This window comes from Planococcus notacanthi (assembly GCF_030407825.1).
GTDB lineage: Bacteria > Bacillota > Bacilli > Bacillales_A > Planococcaceae > Planococcus > Planococcus notacanthi.
Genome location: NZ_JASDCQ010000004.1, coordinates 23931 through 45423, shown reverse-complemented (window position 1 = coordinate 45423; position 21493 = coordinate 23931). Strand labels below are relative to the sequence as shown.

The 21493-nt window shown below is 44.9% G+C and carries 22 protein-coding genes; 15 read left to right on the top strand and 7 right to left on the bottom strand.

Annotated elements, in window-relative coordinates; all coding sequences use genetic code 11:
• Positions 1–92 precede the first annotated feature (92 nt).
• The 4 genes from QMA01_RS13635 to QMA01_RS13620 all read left to right on the top strand — a co-directional run bounded on the left by QMA01_RS13635 (position 93) and on the right by QMA01_RS13620 (position 3081).
• Positions 93–746: a potassium channel family protein gene (locus QMA01_RS13635; protein ID WP_191716115.1), complete on the top strand. Its 654-nt coding sequence runs from the start codon at positions 93–95 to the stop codon at positions 744–746.
• A gap of 39 nt (positions 747–785) precedes the next feature.
• On the top strand, positions 786–1445 hold the full coding sequence (locus QMA01_RS13630; protein WP_191716114.1) for a reverse transcriptase-like protein: 660 nt from the start codon (positions 786–788) through the stop codon (positions 1443–1445).
• 222 nt (positions 1446–1667) lie between these two features.
• A complete protein-coding gene (locus QMA01_RS13625; protein WP_191716113.1) occupies positions 1668–2465 on the top strand; it encodes a DUF4397 domain-containing protein in 798 nt (265 codons plus the stop codon).
• Positions 2425–3081 (top strand): class F sortase, encoded by a 657-nt coding sequence (locus QMA01_RS13620; RefSeq protein WP_225218572.1) that lies wholly within the window; start codon positions 2425–2427, stop codon positions 3079–3081. The genes QMA01_RS13625 and QMA01_RS13620 overlap by 41 nt, the downstream gene beginning before the upstream one ends.
• 47 nt (positions 3082–3128) lie before the next feature.
• Here the strand turns inward: QMA01_RS13620 and QMA01_RS13615 are convergent, their stop codons facing one another.
• A complete protein-coding gene (locus tag QMA01_RS13615; RefSeq protein WP_203340795.1) occupies positions 3129–3734 on the bottom strand; it encodes a TetR/AcrR family transcriptional regulator in 606 nt (201 codons plus the stop codon).
• A 188-nt stretch (positions 3735–3922) separates the two neighbouring features.
• On the opposite strand from QMA01_RS13615, the gene QMA01_RS13610 reads away from it, so the two are divergent.
• The 3 genes from QMA01_RS13610 (at position 3923) to QMA01_RS13600 (ending at position 6445) form a co-directional block, all read left to right on the top strand.
• A complete protein-coding gene (locus tag QMA01_RS13610; RefSeq protein WP_191716111.1) occupies positions 3923–4681 on the top strand; it encodes an SDR family oxidoreductase in 759 nt (252 codons plus the stop codon).
• Between the two features lie 174 nt (positions 4682–4855).
• Positions 4856–5509 carry an SDR family oxidoreductase gene (locus QMA01_RS13605; protein ID WP_225218571.1) on the top strand — a complete coding sequence of 218 codons (654 nt, stop codon included), beginning with the start codon at positions 4856–4858 and terminating at the stop codon, positions 5507–5509.
• A 108-nt stretch (positions 5510–5617) separates the two neighbouring features.
• On the top strand, positions 5618–6445 hold the full coding sequence (locus QMA01_RS13600; RefSeq protein ID WP_191716109.1) for an undecaprenyl-diphosphate phosphatase: 828 nt from the start codon (positions 5618–5620) through the stop codon (positions 6443–6445).
• 37 nt (positions 6446–6482) lie between these two features.
• Here the strand turns inward: QMA01_RS13600 and QMA01_RS13595 are convergent, their stop codons facing one another.
• The 4 genes from QMA01_RS13595 to QMA01_RS13580 all read right to left on the bottom strand — a co-directional run bounded on the left by QMA01_RS13595 (position 6483) and on the right by QMA01_RS13580 (position 8687).
• Entirely contained in the window at positions 6483–6758 is a 276-nt protein-coding gene (locus tag QMA01_RS13595) for a spore coat protein (RefSeq protein ID WP_290215430.1), read from the bottom strand.
• A 131-nt stretch (positions 6759–6889) separates the two neighbouring features.
• Positions 6890–7090 carry a YvdQ family spore coat protein gene (locus QMA01_RS13590; RefSeq protein WP_191716108.1) on the bottom strand — a complete coding sequence of 67 codons (201 nt, stop codon included), beginning with the start codon at positions 7088–7090 and terminating at the stop codon, positions 6890–6892.
• A gap of 111 nt (positions 7091–7201) precedes the next feature.
• Entirely contained in the window at positions 7202–7975 is a 774-nt protein-coding gene (locus QMA01_RS13585; RefSeq protein ID WP_191716107.1) for an alpha/beta fold hydrolase, read from the bottom strand.
• Between the two features lie 160 nt (positions 7976–8135).
• Positions 8136–8687: a TVP38/TMEM64 family protein gene (locus QMA01_RS13580; RefSeq protein WP_191716106.1), complete on the bottom strand. Its 552-nt coding sequence runs from the start codon at positions 8685–8687 to the stop codon at positions 8136–8138.
• Between the two features lie 210 nt (positions 8688–8897).
• Between QMA01_RS13580 and QMA01_RS13575 the strand changes: the two genes are divergently transcribed.
• From QMA01_RS13575 to QMA01_RS13555, 5 genes are all read left to right on the top strand, one after another.
• Positions 8898–9947 carry a YkvI family membrane protein gene (locus tag QMA01_RS13575; protein ID WP_290215211.1) on the top strand — a complete coding sequence of 350 codons (1050 nt, stop codon included), beginning with the start codon at positions 8898–8900 and terminating at the stop codon, positions 9945–9947.
• Positions 9948–10088: 141 nt separating this feature from the next.
• On the top strand, positions 10089–11027 hold the full coding sequence (locus QMA01_RS13570; RefSeq protein WP_290185754.1) for a ketopantoate reductase family protein: 939 nt from the start codon (positions 10089–10091) through the stop codon (positions 11025–11027).
• Positions 11028–11096: 69 nt separating this feature from the next.
• Positions 11097–12059, top strand: a complete 963-nt coding sequence (locus QMA01_RS13565; protein WP_290215210.1) for a TRM11 family SAM-dependent methyltransferase — start codon at positions 11097–11099, stop codon at positions 12057–12059.
• 255 nt (positions 12060–12314) lie between these two features.
• The gene (locus QMA01_RS13560; RefSeq protein WP_290215209.1) at positions 12315–13556 is read left to right on the top strand and encodes a cysteine desulfurase-like protein; all 1242 of its coding nucleotides are present in this window, start codon (positions 12315–12317) and stop codon (positions 13554–13556) included.
• A gap of 123 nt (positions 13557–13679) precedes the next feature.
• Positions 13680–14126, top strand: coding sequence for a HEAT repeat domain-containing protein (locus QMA01_RS13555; RefSeq protein WP_290185759.1), 447 nt, complete (start codon positions 13680–13682; stop codon positions 14124–14126).
• A 40-nt stretch (positions 14127–14166) separates the two neighbouring features.
• Here the strand turns inward: QMA01_RS13555 and QMA01_RS13550 are convergent, their stop codons facing one another.
• Both QMA01_RS13550 and QMA01_RS13545 read right to left on the bottom strand, forming a co-directional pair.
• Positions 14167–14748, bottom strand: coding sequence for a biotin transporter BioY (locus QMA01_RS13550; protein ID WP_290215208.1), 582 nt, complete (start codon positions 14746–14748; stop codon positions 14167–14169).
• Between the two features lie 136 nt (positions 14749–14884).
• Entirely contained in the window at positions 14885–16162 is a 1278-nt protein-coding gene (locus QMA01_RS13545; protein WP_290185761.1) for a glucose-6-phosphate isomerase, read from the bottom strand.
• A gap of 235 nt (positions 16163–16397) precedes the next feature.
• Between QMA01_RS13545 and QMA01_RS13540 the strand changes: the two genes are divergently transcribed.
• The 3 genes from QMA01_RS13540 (at position 16398) to QMA01_RS13530 (ending at position 21261) form a co-directional block, all read left to right on the top strand.
• On the top strand, positions 16398–18422 hold the full coding sequence (locus tag QMA01_RS13540) for a penicillin-binding transpeptidase domain-containing protein (protein ID WP_290215207.1): 2025 nt from the start codon (positions 16398–16400) through the stop codon (positions 18420–18422).
• A 172-nt stretch (positions 18423–18594) separates the two neighbouring features.
• Positions 18595–19557 carry an aldo/keto reductase gene (locus tag QMA01_RS13535; protein ID WP_290215206.1) on the top strand — a complete coding sequence of 321 codons (963 nt, stop codon included), beginning with the start codon at positions 18595–18597 and terminating at the stop codon, positions 19555–19557.
• Between the two features lie 72 nt (positions 19558–19629).
• A complete protein-coding gene (locus tag QMA01_RS13530; RefSeq protein ID WP_290215205.1) occupies positions 19630–21261 on the top strand; it encodes a glycoside hydrolase family 13 protein in 1632 nt (543 codons plus the stop codon).
• Positions 21262–21493: the final 232 nt, after the last annotated feature.

Genomic DNA, 21493 nt, shown 5'->3' with positions numbered 1-21493 from the left:
CGCCATTTAAAAGTCCAACACCTTTTATTGCAATCTTTTCAATTTGAGAATACAGTGAATGTAATGAACTGGAAAAGAAAAGAGGAAAACGTGTGAAAAAACAGATTGTGGTAATTGGGCTAGGCCGTTTCGGCAGCAGTGTTTGTAAAGAATTGCACAGTATGGGACATGAAATCATGGCCATCGATACAGATCCGGAGAAAGTCGATACTTTAAGAGATTATGCGTCTTTTACCGTCATTGCAGATGCAACGGACAAAAATCAGCTGAACTCTTTGGGAGTCCGCAACTTTGAGCATGCCATTGTTGCAATTGGAGACAACCTCCAGGCCAGTGTTTTGTGCACATTGATGTTGAAGGAACTCGGATTGCCCAAGGTCTGGGTGAAAGCTCGCGATCTCCAGCATGAAAAAATCCTTCACAAAGTCGGGGCTGACCGTGTTATTCAACCAGAAAAGGAAATGGGAATACGTGTCGCCCATCATGTGGACTCGGAAAGCATTGTGGATTATATCGATCTTTCACATGATTACAGCATCATCGAGCTGGTCGCCTCTAAAAAAATGGCCAATAAAAACTTAGTGGACTTGAACATCCGCAAAGAATTCAATTGCATTGTATTGGCAATCAAAAAACAGGAAGAAGTCAATATCGCACCGGCGATTGATGAAGTGATTGAACAAAGTGATGTTTTGATTGTCATGGGGCATAAAGACGATTTGAAACGCCTGGAAGACAAAGCTTAAGAATGCTTAAGCAGAATAGGCGGGAAATGGGGACTGAGATTGAAAATCCGAATTGAGTGGACCTATAAGGTTCCTAAAAGCCGGGAAGCGGTTTTTGTTTCTGAAGAAATGGCGGCAGCTGAAGCATTGGTGATAGCAGAGGATTTGGAGCGTACCGGACGTGTCAAAAATCTTCATTTTTCCGATCAGTTCGACAGCAGCTGGACCGTTAAGGAACTCAAGGCTTATTTGAAGGGGATTGAAACCGAACCGCATAATATCACTGTCTATTTTGATGGAGGATATGAGCGGACAACCCGGACTGCAGGTCTTGGCTGTGCGATTTATTACGAGCAGAACAGCAAAGCGTATCGCTTGCGGACCAATGCCAAACTGGATGGGCTGACATCGAATAATGAATCGGAATACGCTGCCCTCCATTTCTGTTTGCAGGAGCTCGAATACCTGGAAGTCCATCATTTGCCCGTCCGTTTTATGGGAGATTCACGCATCGTCATCAATGGACTGACAAATGAATGGCCTACAATTGAAGAACAGCTGATTCCTTGGGCCAATCGAATTGAAGAAAAAATAACGAAGTTGGGTATACAAGCCGAATACGAGTTAATTCCGCGTAAAGAAAATGCAGAGGCTGACAAATTAGCCACACAGGCTTTACATGGCGTAACGATTGCGGCAACCAGTGAAGTTATCCGGTAAGGCATCTCATATGGTCTGCAGAACCAGAGCATATAGCTCTGGTTCTTTTTAAATTCTTCTTCAATAAATTAGGGTAAGTGCTCCAGGTTTGTATAGTTTACTGCGCCTATTTAATTAAATATCTAAATAGTCAGTTTATTGCTTGCGGAATGATTGTGTATAGGTTATAAATGAGTTGTACAATACTTGTGCAAAAACTATACACATGAAGGAGAGGAAGAAATGAAGAAGATTCTGGTTTCATTCTCAGTCGCAATGGCCCTCGTATTTTCGCTTCTCGCTGCTGGAGTTATGGCAGATAGTCATACTGCTAAAGTACGGGTGCTCCATGCTTCACCGGATGCTCCTGCTGTCGATGTTTACGTCAATGGAGATTTAACGCTTGAAGAGGTACCGTTTAAAACAGATTCAGGTTATTTGGAAGTACCAGCCGGTACACATGATGTAGAAGTTTTTGCTAGTGGAACAGAATATGCAGCAGGCGAAGGGGTGTTGCAGGCGGATCTTGCAGTAGAAGCCGGCAAAGCGTATACCGTTGCTGCAGCAAACTTATTGGAATCGATTGAATTTGTTGTTGCAGAAGACTCGATGGAAGTCACTGAAGGAAAAACAAAAGTCCGTGTTGGCCATTTGTCACCGGATGCACCGGCAGTTGATGTCGGCTTGATCGGTGGAGACGCTTTATTCAGCGGAGCAGAATTCCCTGGAATTACGGATTATGCAGAATTGGATGCCGGTACTTATGATTTGGAAATCCGTTTGCCGGACGGAACACAAGTATTGCCGTTGGAAGGCACTGAATTAGCCGCAGATACTGTCTACAGTGTTTTTGCAGTAAACACAGTGGATTCGTTGGAAGTCATCGCGTTGGTTGATTATGAAGCTGCGGGATCTCCTGATGGGATGCCAACTACTGGACTTGGAACACCTGACCAGTCACAATCCATGTGGTTGTTAATCGGTGGAGCACTCGTTCTTTTTGGAACAAGTACCCTTGTTTGGAAAAGACGGTTTCAATAAGCAGCTGATGGCACTCCTGCTTCTTTTCTTATTGGCGGGGTGCCAACAGCCTGTTGATGAAGTGAGTATCCGTTCAGAAAATGTGGGCTTTACACTGGATGAACCGGCTGCCGTCACTATTCAACAGCCGGCTCCTCTCAGCAATCCCATCAACGGATTAAAACGTACAGGTATTCAACCCGACACTCTGAAAATTCCTGCAATTGATGTGGAAGCACAAGTCCAGCATCTTGGAATGACAAAAACAGGTGAAATGGCAGTTCCGGACAATATCGAAGACGTCAGTTGGTTTTCTCCAGGCTACCAGCCAGGCCAAAACGGCCGCGCTGTTATTGCCGGACATGTGGATGGTGTCGAAGGGCCCGCAATTTTCTGGGACCTTTCCGAGCTCCAATTAGGGGACGAGGTATTGGTGCAGGATGAAGACCGAACCTTGACTTTTAAGGTTCACACAATGGAATCCGTACCGTTGGACTTGGCGGATGTTTCGGCAGTCTTCGGTTATACATCATCTCCGGAACTGGTTCTGATCACTTGTTCAGGCACCTACGATTTTGACCGGGGGACACGGGAAGAGCGTTTGATCGTTTATGCCAGCCTTATAGAAAATGAATAGAAAAGATGCTCCGCTTTCCTGGTTAGGGAAAGCGGAGCATCTTTACATTAAAATGGGTTTTCCAGTTTAAAGATGGAATCCGTTTCTGCTCTTGATGTCTGGTAAAACAGGATGTGAATCAGCTGGTCTGCCATCTCTTGAGGAGTGAACTTGAAATCGCCATTCACCCATTCAATGATCAAGCCGAAAAGGGCGTAGGCATTATAGCTGCTCAGCAAGCTCGGATCAATATCAGGATTCGGCAGGGGGGTGAGCAGGTCTTTCTGGACTAGTTCCTTCAATACCTGGCATATCCGGTTTTGAAATCCGGGAAGAACATTGGAGTTGATGATGATGGTATAGAAACGGGAATAGCGTTCGACATGATCAAAAATTTTGATCGAAGAGGAGGAAAGTTTGCCAACTTTGAAGTCTTTTATTTTTGCGTACGGTTCGCGGTAGGAATGGATCAGGTCGATTAAGACATCGTCAATCAATTCATTCAGAAGTTCTTCCTGTGTCTGGTAATGCTTATAGAAAGTTCCGCGATTCAGATTAGCGGACTGGACAATTTCTGTAATGGTGATGCTTTTGAATTCTTTTTCATCCATTAAGAAAATCAATGCTTCTTTCAAAGCAGATTTTGACTTGTCGATTCTTCGGTCTTTTTTCATCGAGCATGACCTCACTTTCGTCATTTGTTTTGCAATACTGCACAAAATCAAACGCGGATGTTCGTTAATCAACATTTAGAGGTTGATTTGCTGATTGCTAACTAAATTATAGGACAATATACTGTGACTGTATAGGCGAGGACATCTGTTCATGCCAGAAAATAATCGATGAAAAGAGGAACTGAAAAATGAAACTTGAAGGAAAAGTAGCTATCGTAACAGGAGCAGCATCCGGTATGGGTAAAGCAGTTGCAGAACTTTACGCGAAAGAAGGCGCAAAAGTAATCGTTTCCGATATTAACGAAGAAGGTGCACAAACAGTAGTTGCCGGCATCAAAGAAAATGGTGGTACTGCAGTATCGGTGAAAACCAATGTAGGAGATCTTCATGAAATCGAAGCGATGATCGACTTGGCAGTAAGCGAATATGGAACTTTGGATATTCTCGTAAACAATGCAGGCATCATGGATAATTTTGAGCCTGCTGGAGAAATTGAAGATGAAAAATGGGAACGGATTTTTTCTATCAATACAACGAGTGTCATGCGTGCAACACGTAAAGCATTGCCAATTTTCCTTGAGAAAAATAAAGGCATCATCATTAATGTCGCTTCAGCAGGCGGATTGTATGGCGCTCGTGCAGGCGCTGCTTACACAGCTTCTAAGCATGCTGTTGTCGGCTTTACGAAAAACACTGGTTTCATGTATGCAAATGAAGGAATCCGTTGTAACGCCATCGCACCAGGCGGCGTAGAAACCAACATCAGCTCATCGATGACTTCCATCAGCGAAATGGGAATGGGACGCATAAGAAATGGATTGGCTTTAAACCCACGCAACGGAAAATCCGAAGAAATCGCAAAAGTAGCTTTGTTCTTGGCTTCTGATGATTCAAGTTTCGTCAATGGTACAGTAATTACGGCTGATGCCGGATGGACGGCTTACTAATCAATAGAAACCACTCAGCCCGCTGCATGAAAATGCAGCGGGTATTTTTATTGCATGCATGATGGCTGTTGTGCAATATGTGTTTAAGGTGGGGGCGTTTAGGCTATAATGAGGTGGAAGTGAAACAAGAAAGAACGGCTGGAACCACCAATTCACTGAAAGGGCGTGCGTTTGATGAAAGTGGCAATTATTGGAGCAAACGGAAAAGTGGGCAGCAAGTTAGGGAGGATTTTGGCAGAAAACGGCGATGAGCCTATCGGGTTCATCCGTAAGGCAGAGCAGGCGAAGCAATTGGAAGCACAAGGGATTCAAACGGTAATAGCTGATTTGATCGAGACGGATATTGAGGAGTTTACTCGTCTGCTGAAAGCATGCGACGCTGTAGTGTTCACTGCAGGTGCCGGTGGGGCAGGAGACGAGCTGACCACTGCTATTGATGGGGAAGGCTTAGTGAAAGTCGCCAAGGCTGCTGAAATGGCAGATGTCCGCCGGTTTTTACTCGTATCGGCATTTCCAGACGCAGGACGGGGAAAAGACATGCCGGCTAGTTTTGAACATTATATGAAAATCAAACGCCAGTCGGAAGTCGATTTAGTGAAAACAGCTTTGGATTGGACGATTTTGCGGCCGGGCACTTTAACGGATGATGCTGGGAACGGAAAAGTGAATCTAGGCTATACATTGATGTATGACACGATTGCCCGTGAGGATGTGGCCGCAGTATTGGTGGAATTGCTCAATTACCCGGAAACAGCTGGGCAGATTCTGGAAGTGGTGCAAGGTGACGAGCCGATTGCATCTGCTGTGAAAATAAAAGCAGGCAAATAAATAGTAGGGGGGCAGCCGGTCTAAGCGAAATGGCTGCAACCTTTTGGCTATCAGAGCGTTCTAGTAGATTCAGGACTTATTTTATTATAGAAAGCAGGATTAATGGACATGGATTGGTTTGATTTGCTTAAGGCATTAATTTTAGGATTTGTAGAAGGCATGACAGAATTTGCACCGGTTTCTTCTACGGGTCACTTGATCATCGTTGATGATATGTGGTTAAAATCGCAGGAATTTCTAGGGAAATACCCTGCTAATACATTTAAGATTGTCATCCAGCTGGGGTCGATTCTGGCGGTTGTCGTAGTATTTTGGAAACGATTGTTTAGTTTAGTCGGACTTTATAAAATTGAAGGGCAGCAGGCAAGCTCAAGCTTCAATCTCCTGCATGTCATCATTGGGATGCTGCCGGCAGTAGTTTTTGGATTTGCTTTCAAGGACTTGATAGATGACCATTTGTTTGGTGTAGAGACCGTTATCTATGCATTGGTTGCTGGAGCAATATTAATGATTGTTGCCGATAAGTTCGGACCTAAAAAACCGACCGTCAACTCGTTGGATGAAATTACATATTTTCAGGCGTTGAAGATCGGCCTCGTGCAATGCCTTTCCCTATGGCCTGGATTTTCACGCTCAGGTGCAACCATTTCAGGTGGGGTGCTCTTCGGCTTGAACCACCGGGTTGCAGCTGATTTTACCTTTATCATGGCAGTTCCGATCATGTTCGGAGCGAGTCTCGTCTCGGTATTGAAGAACTGGGATACCTTGTCAATGGACTATCTATCTTTCTACATTGTGGGATTCGTATCCGCCTTTGTGTTTGCATTGATCTCCATCCGATTCTTCCTGAAACTGATCTCACGCATCAAGCTGATGCCGTTTGCCATATACAGACTTGTATTGGCAGCTGTGCTGGCAATTATTGTTTTTCTCTAATCAGTAAAAGGAGCTTCCATTGGAAGCTCCTTTTGCATTACACGAATTTATTGTTTTTAATGAGTTCAAGTGCGATATCCGCTTTCTTCAGATCATGTTCAACTTGCTCATCGACATTATAGGCATGGTACATTTCATTTTTGATCATGTATTGGGCAATTTTATCATGTGTATCGATGGCGGTGTCCAATTCGCGGCGCAATAATTTTTTCACTTCGGGAGTTGCGGTTTCCGTGATGGCAACGGCAAGATTTCGCACAGCTGCTTTTGCTGTTACCAGGAAATCTGTGGCAATGGCCATATCATCAAGCATCGATCCAGGAATCGCTAAATTATCCTTTTTGGCTCTTTTCTTTGTATCGCTATTCGTATCCGTTGCTTTCTTTGTTTTGGTGTCATTTTTCTTTGCCATAAGATCCATCCTTCCACGTTGAATGCTGTCTGTTATTTCTCTGAATCGGCCAATAGTTTGCGGAAATCTTTGATGGCTTTTTTGGATAGTTCCAAATCTTCTTCCAGAATCGCTTTTAATTCCGGATCTTTTACAAGTCCGCTGAATACTTTATTTTTAGCCACACAGGCTGTTTTAAAGGTCAGTACTTCATGGACTTCCAGTTTTTCGTGCATTGCCAATTGCTTCGCCATGTTTTTCCTCCTCCATAAATGGATAATGGTAAATGCTAGTTACCCTTTACCCGTTTGCTCATTTTTAAATCATCAGCAGCCGTCTTGTGAAACCGGAGCTTTTGACATGATCTATTCGAGAAAGTTGTCTACAACTGCAAGAAACAACTGGGCTTGTTCTACATTTGGGCCATGCCCGGATCGCTTAAATTCCATAAAAGTGGCATCAGGTATGGCGACCGCTGTTTCACGCCCTTTTTCGGGCGGATTCAACCCGTCAAATTTCCCGCTGATGACTAAGGTTTCAGCAGTAATTTGAGAAAGCTGATTACGGAAGTCGAATTCCTTCAACGCTTCAGAAGCGGTGATCTGCTCCTGCATCGTCAGTTGGCGGCTTTGTTCAGCTGTTTTGCTGAGCCACTCATCAATCAGCGGTTGGTTATGGTAAATGTAACTGGAGGAAGCAGCGAATTTCTCCAACATGCTCAATCCTTCGAAAATCTCCTTGTGGCGTTCAAAAAGCTCAGCCATGGATGATTGCCTTCCGTGGGATTTTGTGGCGACCAGTATCAGTTTACTTACTTTTTCTGCATATTTGATAGCTAACCCCTGTGCGATATAGCTGCCCATCGAAACCCCTAAAACGTCAACAGTCTCCAGTTTTAAATAAGACATGAGGGCGTAGGCATCTTCTATATGATCTTGTAATGTATAAGAGTCTTGGCGGCTCGAATTTCCATGGCCACGCGAATCCATTGCTATGATGCGTTGCTTATCTTTGAAAAATTCAATTTCACGGTAAAACATCGCAGAGTTGCTGGTCAATCCATGCAGCAGCAAAAGCGGCCGTCCTTCACCAATATCTTCATAATATAATTCAATCCCCTTACGTGTGAATGTAGGCATAAATAATCCTCTTTTCCTCAAACAGTTTGAACTTCTCTTGTAACGTTATACCCTGTACTGAAAGAAATTAACTTTAGGGAAAAATAAAAAGCACAACAAAGAGTTGTGCTAAAAATTTTCGGGGGTTCAGTAACAGTTCGTTGACATGAACGCTTTTTATTCAATTGGACTGTGTCCTGGAATTTTGCCATTTCTCGATAAAGCTGAAGATGGCGGCAAGCAATAGGAACATGCTGACAGTCGTGTACCAGGGGAATTCCGAGATGGCTTGGCCGAAAGCCGTGTAAAGTATGGCTGGGGCGATCAGCCCTAAAGCAGAGATTGCCATATATTCTTTTCGAGATTTGGTCATTTCAATCAAATACAAGGACAGCAAGTGAAAGTGAACAAACGGCATGATGCGCAAAATCATGACTTGCGCGACCGACAAAGTGCGGTCAGGAAAAATCTTCTCTTTCAGCCGTGACATTTTCCCGCGGAATTTCGGGAATTTATTGACCAGCAGGTAAGAGATCCAGCTCATTAATGTCAATCCGATAAAGGATAAAAAAGCGCCTTCGAGAAAACCGAAAAGGTAGCCGCCTGCAATACACACAGCAATAACCGGCAAAAACAACAAGGGACGCAATAAATGCAAGAGAATAAAGAGAAACGGTGCCAGCCAGCCGACATTGTCCATAAATACTTCGAGGGATTGATCGAATTGCTCCATACGGTTCCGACCTCTCTAAATGTGATTACTAATAAGGAAGGATAAGCCAAAAAGACTTTAAAAGCAAGGAGTATGACAGACATCTCTTGAATTTTGGGTTTATACTTTAAACAGACGGGGAAAGAGAAGAAGTGGCTTTATTTGAAAATAAGGAAATAGCTTGAATGAGAGCGATTAGAAACGCGCTATTAAAAATGAAAGGAAGAGATGATGAATAGAAGTTTAAAGATTGCAAGTGCTTTTATCGGTATTGTAGTAGGAGCAGGTTTTGCTTCCGGGCAGGAAATCCTTCAGTACTTCACAAGCTTTGGTTATTGGGGATTGGCCGCAGTTTTGGTTGCCGGAGCCCTGTTCGGTTATATAGGAATGATTTTGACGCGCCTTGGCAGCCGGATGAATACAAAATCCCATGAAGATGTAATCTATGCCATAAGCGGAAAAACACTTGGAAAAGTGATTGATTATACTTTGATTCTTACCTTATTCGGAATCCTTGTTGTGATGATAGCCGGAGCAGGTTCGATTTTCTCCCAGCAATTTGGTCTCGCACCAGCATTTGGCCGAAGCATTATGATCACCCTCGTTGTTCTCACCATCATGCTGAATGTCAAAAAAGTTATTACAATCATCAGCAGCATCACCCCATTTTTGGTCTTATTGGTCGTTGGAATTACCATCTACAGTTTGTTTACTATGAATTCAAGTTTTGCCGAGCTTGAACCGGTTGCCAGAGAACAATTGTCTTCAACACCTCATTGGCTGCTATCTGCCATCAACTACGTTGCATTAGCCATCGCGCTTGGCGCTCCCATGGCCTTGGTAATGGGCGGGGCAGAGAAAGACGAAAAAGTAGCGGCACGCGGCGGCTTGCTCGGCGGACTTGGCTTTGGAGCTTTGCTGCTGCTGAGTTATTACGCGATTTTCTCAAAAGTCGATATGATCGGCAGTTCGGACTTGCCGATGCTGGCGCTGGCAGACAATATTTCACCGATATTAGGGATCGTTATGGCAATTGTCATATTCGCAATGATCTACAATACAGCCGTCAGTTTATTGCTGTCATTTTCAGCCCGTTTCATGAAGATGGGCACAGGCCGTTTCCGGGTATTTGTCATCATTACAGGAGCTGCCGCATTTTTGTTGAGCTTTCTCGGATTTACCGCACTTGTCAACTGGTTCTATCCGGTCGTCGGCTACTTGGGCTTATTGTTAGTGGGAGCCCTGATAGTCGCAAATATCCGCGAAGTCGGAAAGAAGTAAGTTTCTAAACCAGCTGCTCGGCTATGGAGGCAGCTGGTTTTTATTGTGCTCGCCATCAGAAGAGATGATGAAAAACCCCCTGATAGTATGGTATATTCAAGCTAACCGGCAGTAGTGAAACTGCCTGAAAAGAGGGGTTCTATGAAAATACTGGTGATTGGTGCAGGGGCCATGGGCTGTTTGTTTGCTGGCCGCTTGAAAGCACAACAAGCCGACGTTCTTCTATATAATAGGTACAACACGCATGTGGAGCAGATCAATCAAAGCGGATTGGTGATTGTCGAGCGCGACGACAAGGAAACAACCATACCCTTAAAAGTTGTACAAGCTGTTGCCAAAGAAGATGGCTATGATGTTGTCTTGGTGCTGGTGAAAGCACATGCCAATAAAGCCGTATTAGAACCTATGAGAGAGTCCTTTTCTCCGGATGCCTTGTTTATTACGATGCAAAACGGCCTTGGAAATCTGGAAACGATCAAAGAACTTTTCCCGAATAATCCATCGGCGGCAGGGACGATGGGCTGTGGTGCCAGTGTTGAAAGTGACGGACGAATCCTTCATCGGGGCTGGGGGAAAAACTACATCGGCCCGGTTGAAGAGACGGCTGCACAGGAAAAGCTGTTGGACTTTATTGCCTTGCTGAATCGTTCAGGGCTGCAGACAGATGTAGCAGAAGATGTCCAAACCGTCATCTGGAATAAATTATTCGTAAACCTTGCTTATAATTCGCTGACCGCATTGACACGGTTGCGAAACGGTGACATCCTCAATACCGATGAAGGACAGGACTTGTTGCGGAATGTCGTGAGAGAAGCGGCACAAGTAGCGGAAAGGATAGGCGTTACGGTGGATGCAGAACAAACTATCGCCAATTGCCTGCGGATGGGCAGGGAAGATATTGGCGCCAATAAATCGTCGATGCTGATGGACGTCCTGCATAAACGGAAAACGGAAATCGATGCCATCAACGGAGCTGTAGCAAAACTAGGAAAGCGGCATGGCGTTGAAACGCCTTACAATGATTTGATAACAGGAATCATAAAAGTCATTGAAGCGAATTATGATCTTCAAGTCGACTAACTGCCAACAGATTCTGCTATACTTAAGGGATATTGTCCTGCACAAAAGGGCAGATAAGGACGGGATGAATTGAATCGATTAACTGCAACAGGTGATTATCTTTATACGTATGCCTACACAAATGATGAAGAAGCTTTATGCCAATTGGAAATGCGGTCTTTCTTCGGAAAAGACACGACTGAAAAAATCATCAAAAGCGGAGTGGCCATCAATCCCAGCCGAAGCCCGTTCATTAAAGAACGCATCGAATTGTTTTTTGAAGCCGATAGTCTTCAGGCGATCATTGAAAAATCCACGGAAATAGACATGAGCGAAACGACGTTCAAAGTGATTTTTCTAAAGATCAATGGATTGTCTGAACAGGACCAAGTCGATTATTCAGGGAAACGGGATGTTGAACGGCAGATCGGTTCGGCTATTACAGGAGAGGCGGATGTTCACAATCCGGATGTGACATTCGGTTTGATTCCTTTTGAAGGGCGTTGGTATTTCGGGCGTTATCTTCAAAGTGAACCGATTTGGTTTAAGCATGTGAAAAAGCCAAGGGAATATTCAACGGCACTCAGTACACGAGTCGCACGGGCAGTGGCAAATATTGCAGTGCCGGAACCGGAAGGCGTTAAGGCAATCGATCCATGCTGCGGCATCGGCACTGTTTTAGTCGAGGCATTATCGATGGGCATTGACATTGTTGGGCGTGACATCAACCCGCTGGTGGTTGAAGGATCGCGTGAAAATATCGCTCATTTCGGTTTATCGGGAGACGTCAATCTTGGTCCAATCGCGGAAGTCGAAGAGCGGTACGATGTAGCTATCATCGACATGCCCTATAATTTATACACACATGCAACCCCTGCAGACCAATTGGCGATCTTGAAAGATGCCCATCCGTTTACGGAGAAACTGCTGGTCGTCACGATTGAGACGATGGACCATATGGTGGAAGCGGCTGGATTTGTGGTCACAGACCGCTGCATCGCAAAAAAAGGGATGTTCCTGCGTGAAATTCTGGTCTGCCAGAAAGCAGTTTAACGGAATGAAGGCAACGCCGCGATTTGCGGCGTTTTTTTGTTGACTGAATGGTGATGGAATCAGCTGTTATATGTATTGGACTGTATTTAAGCTTAAACGGACTGTATTTCAGGCCCGATGGATCGTATTTGGTATCGAATCGATTGTATTTCATCCTGAATGGATCGTATTCTGTAAATCATATAAAAATAAAGGAGATTCGAATGGAAAATTGAATACGTTAACAGTAACTTAATCAAAAAGGAGCTGCAAACAATGAAATCCACCAAAACGACTTTTCCAATCACCAAAGTTCGGGAACAATTCCCGGCTTTGTCCAGACCCTATAAAGATCGACCTGTAGCCTATTTTGACGGACCCGGAGGATCGCAAGTTGTCAAGTCGGCAATCGAAGCAATTGCGGGCTATATGGAAAGAGGAGGCGGCAATCTTCATGGGACATTCCCCTCGAGCTGGGAAACCGAGGAAATTATCTCGGAAGCCAGGTCGGCCGTTGCTGATTTCCTCAATGTCCAAGCAAAGGAAGTGGCATTCGGCGCCAACATGACGACTTTGACGATTGCGATTGCCAATGCACTCGGCAAAAAATTCAAAGCGGGTGACGAAATCGTCGTCACGGAAATGGATCACCGTGCCAATGTCGATCCGTGGATCATGATGGCAGAAGACCGAGGATTAACGGTTCGTTGGGTCAAAGTCGATACCGAAACAAAAACCTTGGACCTGACAGACTTGGACGATTTGATCAATGAAAAGACGAAAATTGTTGCGGTTGGAATGGCTTCCAATGCCATCGGCACGGTAGTCGACCTTCAGCCTTTCGCTGAACGGGCGAAAAAAGTCGGTGCCTTGCTGGTCGCGGATGCTGTCCATGCCGCTCCGCACCTGCCGATTGACCGAGACGAACAGGCGATTGATATTTTATTGTGCTCCGCCTATAAATTCTTCGGTCCGCATATCGGCATTGCAGCTATCAAAGAAGAAGTTTTCAAGGACCTTGAACCTTATAAGCTGACCACTTCACCGAGCTATTATCCAGATAAATTGGAGACCGGAACGCAAAACCACGAAGGCATCGCAGGCATTCGTCCAGCTATTGAATTTTTCGCGGGACTCGGCGAAGGTGAAACCCGTCGGGAACGAATCTTAAGTGGAATGGAACACATTGAAGCTTATGAAAACAGATTGGCGAATCAGTTGAGGCACGGATTGGCAGCGATTCAAGGGGTGACGGTCACCCAAGCGGGAGCCGATGTGCCAAAAACACCGACAGTCGCTTTCCAGGTAACCGGCATTGAACCTGGAGAAGTTTGCAGGAAGTTAGCTGAAGAGTACAGTATTTTTGTTGCGTCCGGCCATTTTTATGCATCGACTTTGGGGGATGTACTGGGCGTCAATGGCAGCGGCGGCTGGGTACGGGCTGGGCTTGCGCCTTACAGTACAGAAGAGGAAGTGGAGCGGTTGATTGCTGGAGTTGAAGAAGTAGTCAAACTGTAGTATGAATAGTCGACCTTTTTCTTTTTGCCTCAATTGGTGGTATACTGGTGGGAACTTGTTCCGTCAACGGAGAGCATTACACCATTTCCCGCAAAGGGAGATGAACAAAGGAGAATGAAATTTTTGAAACAACCGAACAAAAACACACCGAATTTACCACCGAATTACGACGAATTGAAAAAAGCGGCGAACCGGACAGCCAACTGGAAAGAGCGTTTGGCTGCGGTTGAAGAGCTTGGCAACTGGAAAAGCGATCCAACGATCGACCTTTTGACACATCGCATGAACCATGACCCTGTCTATCAGGTACAAGAAGCAGCTTATGCGAAATTAAAAGGTTTTGGAGAAAATGTCCATATGCCGGAACGGAAGAAATTTGATTTGATCAAAGATACTTCCAAAGTGCTTGTGCGCATCAAAAAAAGCTTGCCTGCAGACCACAGCTATGAAGACTTCAAAGTGAAGCTTCAAAAAATGCGTGTGGATATCTACGACACGTATAAAGGCGATAAAGGCGAGGATTTCGAAAAATGGTTGGAAGACCAGTGGAAGTCTGCACCAACTAAATAAACAATAAAAAACCGGAGGCCTTTGAAGCCTCCGGTTTTTTCTATCGATATTTTTGGATGATCGGCCGTAAGCGGTAGCCAAATAATCCAGCGAGTACTGCGAGTATCAAATCTTTTGGCAGCGGCACGGCCATCCAGGCCCAAGCCAGCTGGTAGGTGAAGCCTTCAGGAGCAGCAAACCAGAGCTTATAGGCTGCATACATCCAATTGGTGCCGAATAAATAGTTGAGGGCTGTTCCGGCCAATGCTGCGAGGATGAAACCTTTTTTGGAAGGCCATTTCTCTACAATCAAGCCGACAACAAAAGCGGTGAAAATATAAGAAAGAATAAAGCCAAATGTCGGACTGATCAAGGTATCCATGCCGCCTGAGAATTTCGCGAAGACGGGTACGCCCGCAAGGCCGATAAATGCATAGACAATCATGGAGATGGCACCAATTCGGCTGCCGAGCAAAATACCTGCCAAAATGGCAAAGAAAGTTTGGAGTGTAATCGGAACACCGCCGATGACCAGGAAAGAAGCGATATTTGCACCAATTGCCATCAAGGCTGCGAACATGGCGATATGTACCAATTGCAAAGTACGGGAATGGTTGGCTGATCGGACTGTTGTGGTTGTCATCAATTTGCCTCCTGCTATTTATTATAAATTGAGTATAATCAGATAAAATATTTAAGTCAACCTATTCTTTATTTTAGTTAACACAAATCAAACACAAAAAAAGCTGACCCCTTGAGGTCAGCTTTTATTTATTACATTAAAATCCAGGTTTGTTCAATAGTTTGAAGATGTTGTTCTTGTAATCTTCTACTCCTGGCTGATCGAACGGGTTGATATCGAGCAGATAGGCACTGTAGGCACATGCCAGCATATAGAAATACAGCAAGTGGCCTAGGTGATATTCGTTGATTTTAGGAATCGTCAGACTGAGTTGAGGGACGCCGCCGTCCAAATGTGCGCTTGATGTGCCTTTGTAGGCTACATGATTGAATTCCTGCAAGGAAAGTCCAGCCATGTAATTCAATTCGTCATCATCATTTTCAGCTTCAAAAATTGTGAGGTCTTCATTTGCTTCCTGGACCAGCAGGAAAGTTTCAAACAAATTGCGTTTGCCATCTTGGATGTACTGTCCCATAGAATGAAGATCTGTTGTAAAGGAGACGGAGGCAGGGAAAATCCCTTTGCCTTCTTTGCCTTCGCTTTCACCGAACAATTGCTTCCACCATTCCTGAACGAAAGAAAGTTTTGGTTCGAAAGTTGCCATCACTTCAGTGGTATAGCCTTCCACGTAAAGCTGGTGACGGATGGCTGCGTATTGCAGTGCAGGATTTTCATCCGCATCCGTGTTGTTGTACAGTTCTTCAGCATTGGCTGCTCCAGCGATCAACTCGCGGATGGAATAGCCAGCCGCCGCAATCGGCACCAATCCGACAGCGGTGAAAACAGAATAGCGGCCGCCCACATCTGCAGGTACCACAAAACGTTCATAGCCATTTTCTTCAGCAAGTGTCAGCAATGCGCCTTTTTCCGCATCAGTTGTGACGATGATCCGTTCAGCTGCTTCCTGGCCGTAACGTTTTTCCATATAATCCTTCAGGAAACGGAACGCAATAGCGGGCTCTGTCGTTTTTCCTGACTTGGAAATGACATTCACCATGACGCGTTTGCCTTCAAGATGTGCAAGCAATTGTTTTAAGTATTCACCGCTGACCTGATGTCCCGCAAATACGACGTCCAGCCCCGATTCCTTCTTGAAATAAGGATCCAAAGCTGATAACACGGCTTTGGCGCCGAGGTACGAACCGCCGATGCCGATAACAACGAGTACATCCGCATTGTCACGGATTTGGGCAGCTGTTTTCTCGACTTTTGCCAAGAATTCCTCATCGAGTGTACTTGGCCAATCCAGCCAGCCAAGGAAATCTGAACCTTTTCCTTCTTTCTTATAAAGGTTTTCATGAATCTGTTTTAATTGCGCTCTTTTTTCAAGTGTCAGTACAGAGCCGATAGACTCTGAAAATGTAACTTTAACCATATTCACCCTCCTGTCTTTTGTTAATCAGTTTACCATATTAAAACCGGAAATAGCGGAAGTTTTATGCTATGAAAAGCGCGTTCAAAGATCTCTTTAAGAAAAATCGACTGCCCAGTACTCAGATGGATCGGCAAATAATCTGCTTTTTCTTCTTCCACTTTTGAATTAAAGCTTTTATTCTTTCACCTTGCTGTTGTTTATTGGTAAAATAAAGAAAACAACTGGGGGTTATTGTATGGCGAAGAAATTTTCAATCATCCTGGCGTTAGCTGTCCTGCTTTTTTTGGCTGGTTGCCAGCAGCAGGCGACACCTGCAGACAGGCTGAAGGAATACATAGAGCATTGGAACAATGGAGAGTTTTCGGAGATGTACACCGCTTATTTAAATAGCGGTACGAAAGAAGCCTATGCTTCAGAAGATTTTGTCGAACGGCAGCAAAAGCTTTATGAAGATCTGGCAATTGAGAATGTTGAAGTGACTTATACAAAACCGGATGAGGATGCAAAATGGGATACGGAAAAACCAGCAGACTTTCCTGTGCAAGTGAAGATGGATACACTGGCAGGGCCGGTTGAATTTGAGAAGTCGATGACATTGTTATTTGAAACGAAAGAAGAAACTGAAGATTGGTTTGTTGAATGGGATCCGTCCTTTATCTTTGAGCAGTTGGAAAAAGGAGATGAGGTTCAAGTATCTACAACAAAATCGGTGCGCGGAGAAATACTGGACCGCAACAAGCAGCCGATTGCCATCAACGGAACCGGCTTTAATATCGGGGTGGTTCCTGAGAACTTTACGGAAGCCTCTGCCAAAGAAGACCTGGCAAATGTACTAGGGGTTTCGGTGGCTTCTATCGATGAGAAACTGGGGCAAAGCTGGGTTCAGGACAATCAGTTTGTTCCGATTTCGAAAGCAGCTAAAAACGATACGGAGTTATTGGAAAAAGCTACAGCGATTCCAGGCGCCACTTATCAGGAAACCGCGATGCGTGAATACCCATACGGGGAAGCTCTTGGCCATTTAAGTGGTTACATTGGACCTATCACTGCTGAAAAGTTAGAGGAATTGAAAGAGCAAGGGTATACAGATACTGACTCGATCGGCAGAAGAGGCCTCGAGCAAATCTTGGAAGAGCGTCTTCATGGGGCCAACGGCGTAAAAATCGTCATTGCCAAGCAAGGGGAGAACGGGGAAGAGGTGACGGTCGCTGAAACGCCGGCTGAAAACGGGGAAACAATCATCTTGACGATTGATGCCGAACTCCAGAAATCGACCTATGAGTCGATGAAAGGGGAAGCAGGCACCAGTGCAGCGGTCAATCCGGAAACGGGAGAAACGCTTGTATTGGTCAGCTCACCGGCTTATGATCCGAACGAATACATGTTGGGCATCAGTGAAAGCCGCTTCAAGGAATTGAGCGAAGATCCCTTGAATCCGCTTTTCAACCGTTTTGGAGCAGCATATGCCCCAGGTTCGACCATCAAACCCGTGACAGCCGCTATCGGCATGGAAGCGGGGGCGCTTGATCCGGCGCAAGGTCTGCAGATTGACGGAGCAACCTGGCAAAAAGATGGTTCTTGGGGAGATTACCGGGTATCCCGACTGCATCCGGAAGCACCGAATCCCATCGATTTGAATAAAGCATTGGTGTATTCGGACAATATCTATTTTGCCCGCCAAGCGCTCGAAATGGGCAATGAAACATTTGTAGCAGGTTTGAAGAACTTCGGGTTTGGTGAGGAAATTCCCTTTGCCCTGGAATTGCAGCCTTCACAGATTTCCAATGAAGGCACTTTAGGATCTGAAGGCCAACTGGCCGATACTTCTTTCGGCCAAGGACAGATGCTGACGAATATTCTTCATCTGGCTACGATGTATCAGCCCTTCCTGACAGACGGCATCATGTATAAGCCGCTGCTGTATATGGAAGAGGAGAAAGGGCAGGTATGGAAAGAGGGAGTGCTGAGTGCAGAAAATGCTGCGATACTGCGCAAAGGGATGCGTAATGTTGTAGTGGACGGCTACGCCCAGTCAGCCAATAGCTCTTCTGTAAAAATTGCCGGTAAAACGGGTACTGCTGAATTGAAAGGTGCAATCGGAGAAGAAGGTCAGGAAAACGGCTTTTTCGTTGCGTATGATTCCGAAAAACCGGACTTTATTCTCGCAATGATGGTTGAATCAATTGAAGACGATGGCGGAAGTGATTATGTCGCCGGATTTGCAACGAAAGTCTTTGAAGAGTATAAGCAGAATCGATAACCGCAGCAGCTACCCTTTCTTCAGGTAGCTGTTTTTATTTTTATACAGCGAAGTATTTGGAATTATCCGAAAAATACCGGGGTTAATTGCAGGAATTCCCATATGAATATTGAATAGAAAAGGTAAAGGAATTGCTGCGGAATTACGGACCATAAGCGTTAGGGGGGATTGGGTGGAATACAGACACTTAGGAAAAATAGGAATGAAGATTTCAGCGATAAGTTTGGGAACCATGGCTTTTGGGCGTTGGATAGATGAACGGGCTTCATTTGAAATAATGGATGTAGCGATGGATCGAGGAATCAATGTGATCGATACCGCCAATTTTTATGGCAAGGGACAGGATGAACCGTTTAAATATGGGACAGGAGAATGTGAAGAAATTGTCGGCAAGTACTTGAAAGGAAAGCGAAATCAGACAATCCTAGCCACAAAAGTCGGATTGCCGATGGGCCAAAGCCCGAACCAACAAGGGCTTTCAAAGCTTCATATCATGCAGCAGGCAGAAGAGTCGTTGAGGCGTCTTCAGACCGATTGGATTGATTTGTACCAAGTGCACCGCTTTGATGAAACGACTCCATTGGAAGAAACTTTGTCTGCGCTGACGGATTTGGTGAGGCAGGGGAAGGTCCGCTATATCGGCTGTTCGAATTTTGCTGCCTGGCAAATGGCGAAAGCAAAAGGAATCAGTGATTTTCATGGTCTCGAGCATTTCGTTTCGAGCCAGTCCGAATATAATTTATTATCGCGCGAATTGGAAAGAGAGGTAGTTCCTTATTGCGCAGCTGAGAAAACGGGTCTGCTGGTCTACAGCCCTATGGCACGCGGCATGCTGTCCGGAAAATATAAAGCAAAAGGCGATATGCCTGAAGGCAGCCGTGCAGCAAAAGGAGAAGATCTTATTCAGCGTTATTTTACGGAAGCTAATTTTGAACGGGTCGCTGCCTATAAAGAATTGGCAGCTGAGCAGGATTGCCAATTATCTCAGTTTGCATTGGCATGGACGTTGAACCAGCCGGCAGTTACTTCTGCAATCGTGGGTGCGAGCAAGCCGCATCATGTCTCAGAGGCGGCGGACATCAGTGGTTGGAAATGGCCGGAAAATTTGAAAGCACAAGTGGCAACTATTAATTGATAGAATTTGAAGCTGCTCAAGGAAAATGAAACGATAGTAGCGATTTCCAATGGTAGGAAGAGGGAGAGGAATGTGAAAAAAACCTGGTGGAAAGAAGCCGTAGTCTATCAAATTTATCCACGGAGCTTTAATGATTCAAATGGTGATGGAATCGGGGATTTAAATGGCGTGACTGAAAAACTGGATTATTTGGATGAGCTGGGCATTAATATTATTTGGATATGTCCGATGTATAAATCTCCCAACGTGGATAATGGCTATGATATCAGCGATTATCAGGCCATCATGGAAGAAATGGGAACAATGGAGGATTTTGAACGCCTGCTCGAGGAAGTCCATAAAAGAGGAATGCGGCTTATCATTGATCTGGTCATTAATCATACAAGTGACCAGCACCCGTGGTTTGTGGAATCGCGCTCTTCTAAAGACAGCACAAAACGCGATTGGTATGTCTGGCGGGATCAGCAAACCAATTGGGAATGTATTTTCGGGGGACCAGCATGGACTTTTGACCCGAAATCCAATCAATACTATCTCCATATCTTCACCAAAAACCAAGTGGATTTGAATTGGGAAAATGAAGATATGCGCAAAGCCGTCTATGAAATGATCCGCTGGTGGCTGGATAAAGGAGTTGATGGTTTCCGTGTAGATGCTATCAACCATATAAAGAAAGAATACAGCGATATGCCAAATCCTAAAAACCTTCCGTATGTTCCAGCTTGGGAAAAATTCACGGAAGTGGAAGGTCTGCAGGAAATGCTGGCAGAATTGAAAGAGAAAGCTTTTTCGGGTTATGATATTGTCACAGTTGGCGAAGCAAACAGCGTTAAATCACATGACATGGAACAATGGATCAGTGAGCATGAGGGAAAATTCAATATGATTTTCCATCGAGAAGCCTTGGAAGCAGCCAGTGATGAAGTTAATGGCGGATTGGACGTAGAAGATTTAAGAGAAGTGCTGGACCGCTGGCAAAAAGCAGCCCACGGTGTCGCGTGGAACTCCCTGTACCTTGAAAACCATGACCGCCCAAGAACGGTTTCCATTTGGGGGAATGATCGGGATTATTGGTTTGAAAGCGCAACGGCATTGGGATGCATGTACTTTTTCATGCAGGGCACGCCATTCATCTATCAAGGGCAGGAAATCGGGATGACCAATGCGCCGTTTGATGATATTGATATGTACAATGACATTGAAACCAAAAATATGTACCGGTACAACCGCAAAGAAGGCATTCCCCATGAAGATTTGATGAAAATCATCAAAACAATCAGCCGGGACCATGCCCGTACGCCGATGCAATGGAACAGCAGGAAATACGGTGGCTTCTCAACTGCCGAACCATGGCTGGCAGTAAACCCAAATTATAAATGGCTGAATGTAGAAGCTCAGAAAGACGACCCGAAATCCATTTGGTCTTATTATAAAAAGATGATTCACCTGCGGCAAAACTGGGATGTGCTGGTCTACGGAACGACCAATTTGACGGATTCCGGTTGCCCCGATGTCTATGCTTATGTACGGGAAGACCGCTATACCAAAATGCTGATTGCTTCCAATTTAAGCGAACGCCCTTGCACATGGAATACGCCGTATGATGCTGAACTTCTTCTGACCAATTACGAAAAACGGGTTAAAGGGGTGCTTCAACCTTATGAAGCATGCATCTATTTTATGAAAAAAGAAATTTATGGATAGCATAGCAGGTAAATTAAGCCTCCTCATTGTTTTACTTAACAATGAGGAGGTTTTTGATGTGGAAAATAAATAGGTACAAATGTATGAGTATATAAGCTCATAATCGTTTTATGGCCGGAATTTTCTTGAGAATTTCCCAATTACGGAAAAGCAGATGTTCTGCTAACGTAAGTGTATGGCAGGTTCACCAACCGGGGATCGTGTTGAGGTGCGGGACGCCGCTCCTGGATCC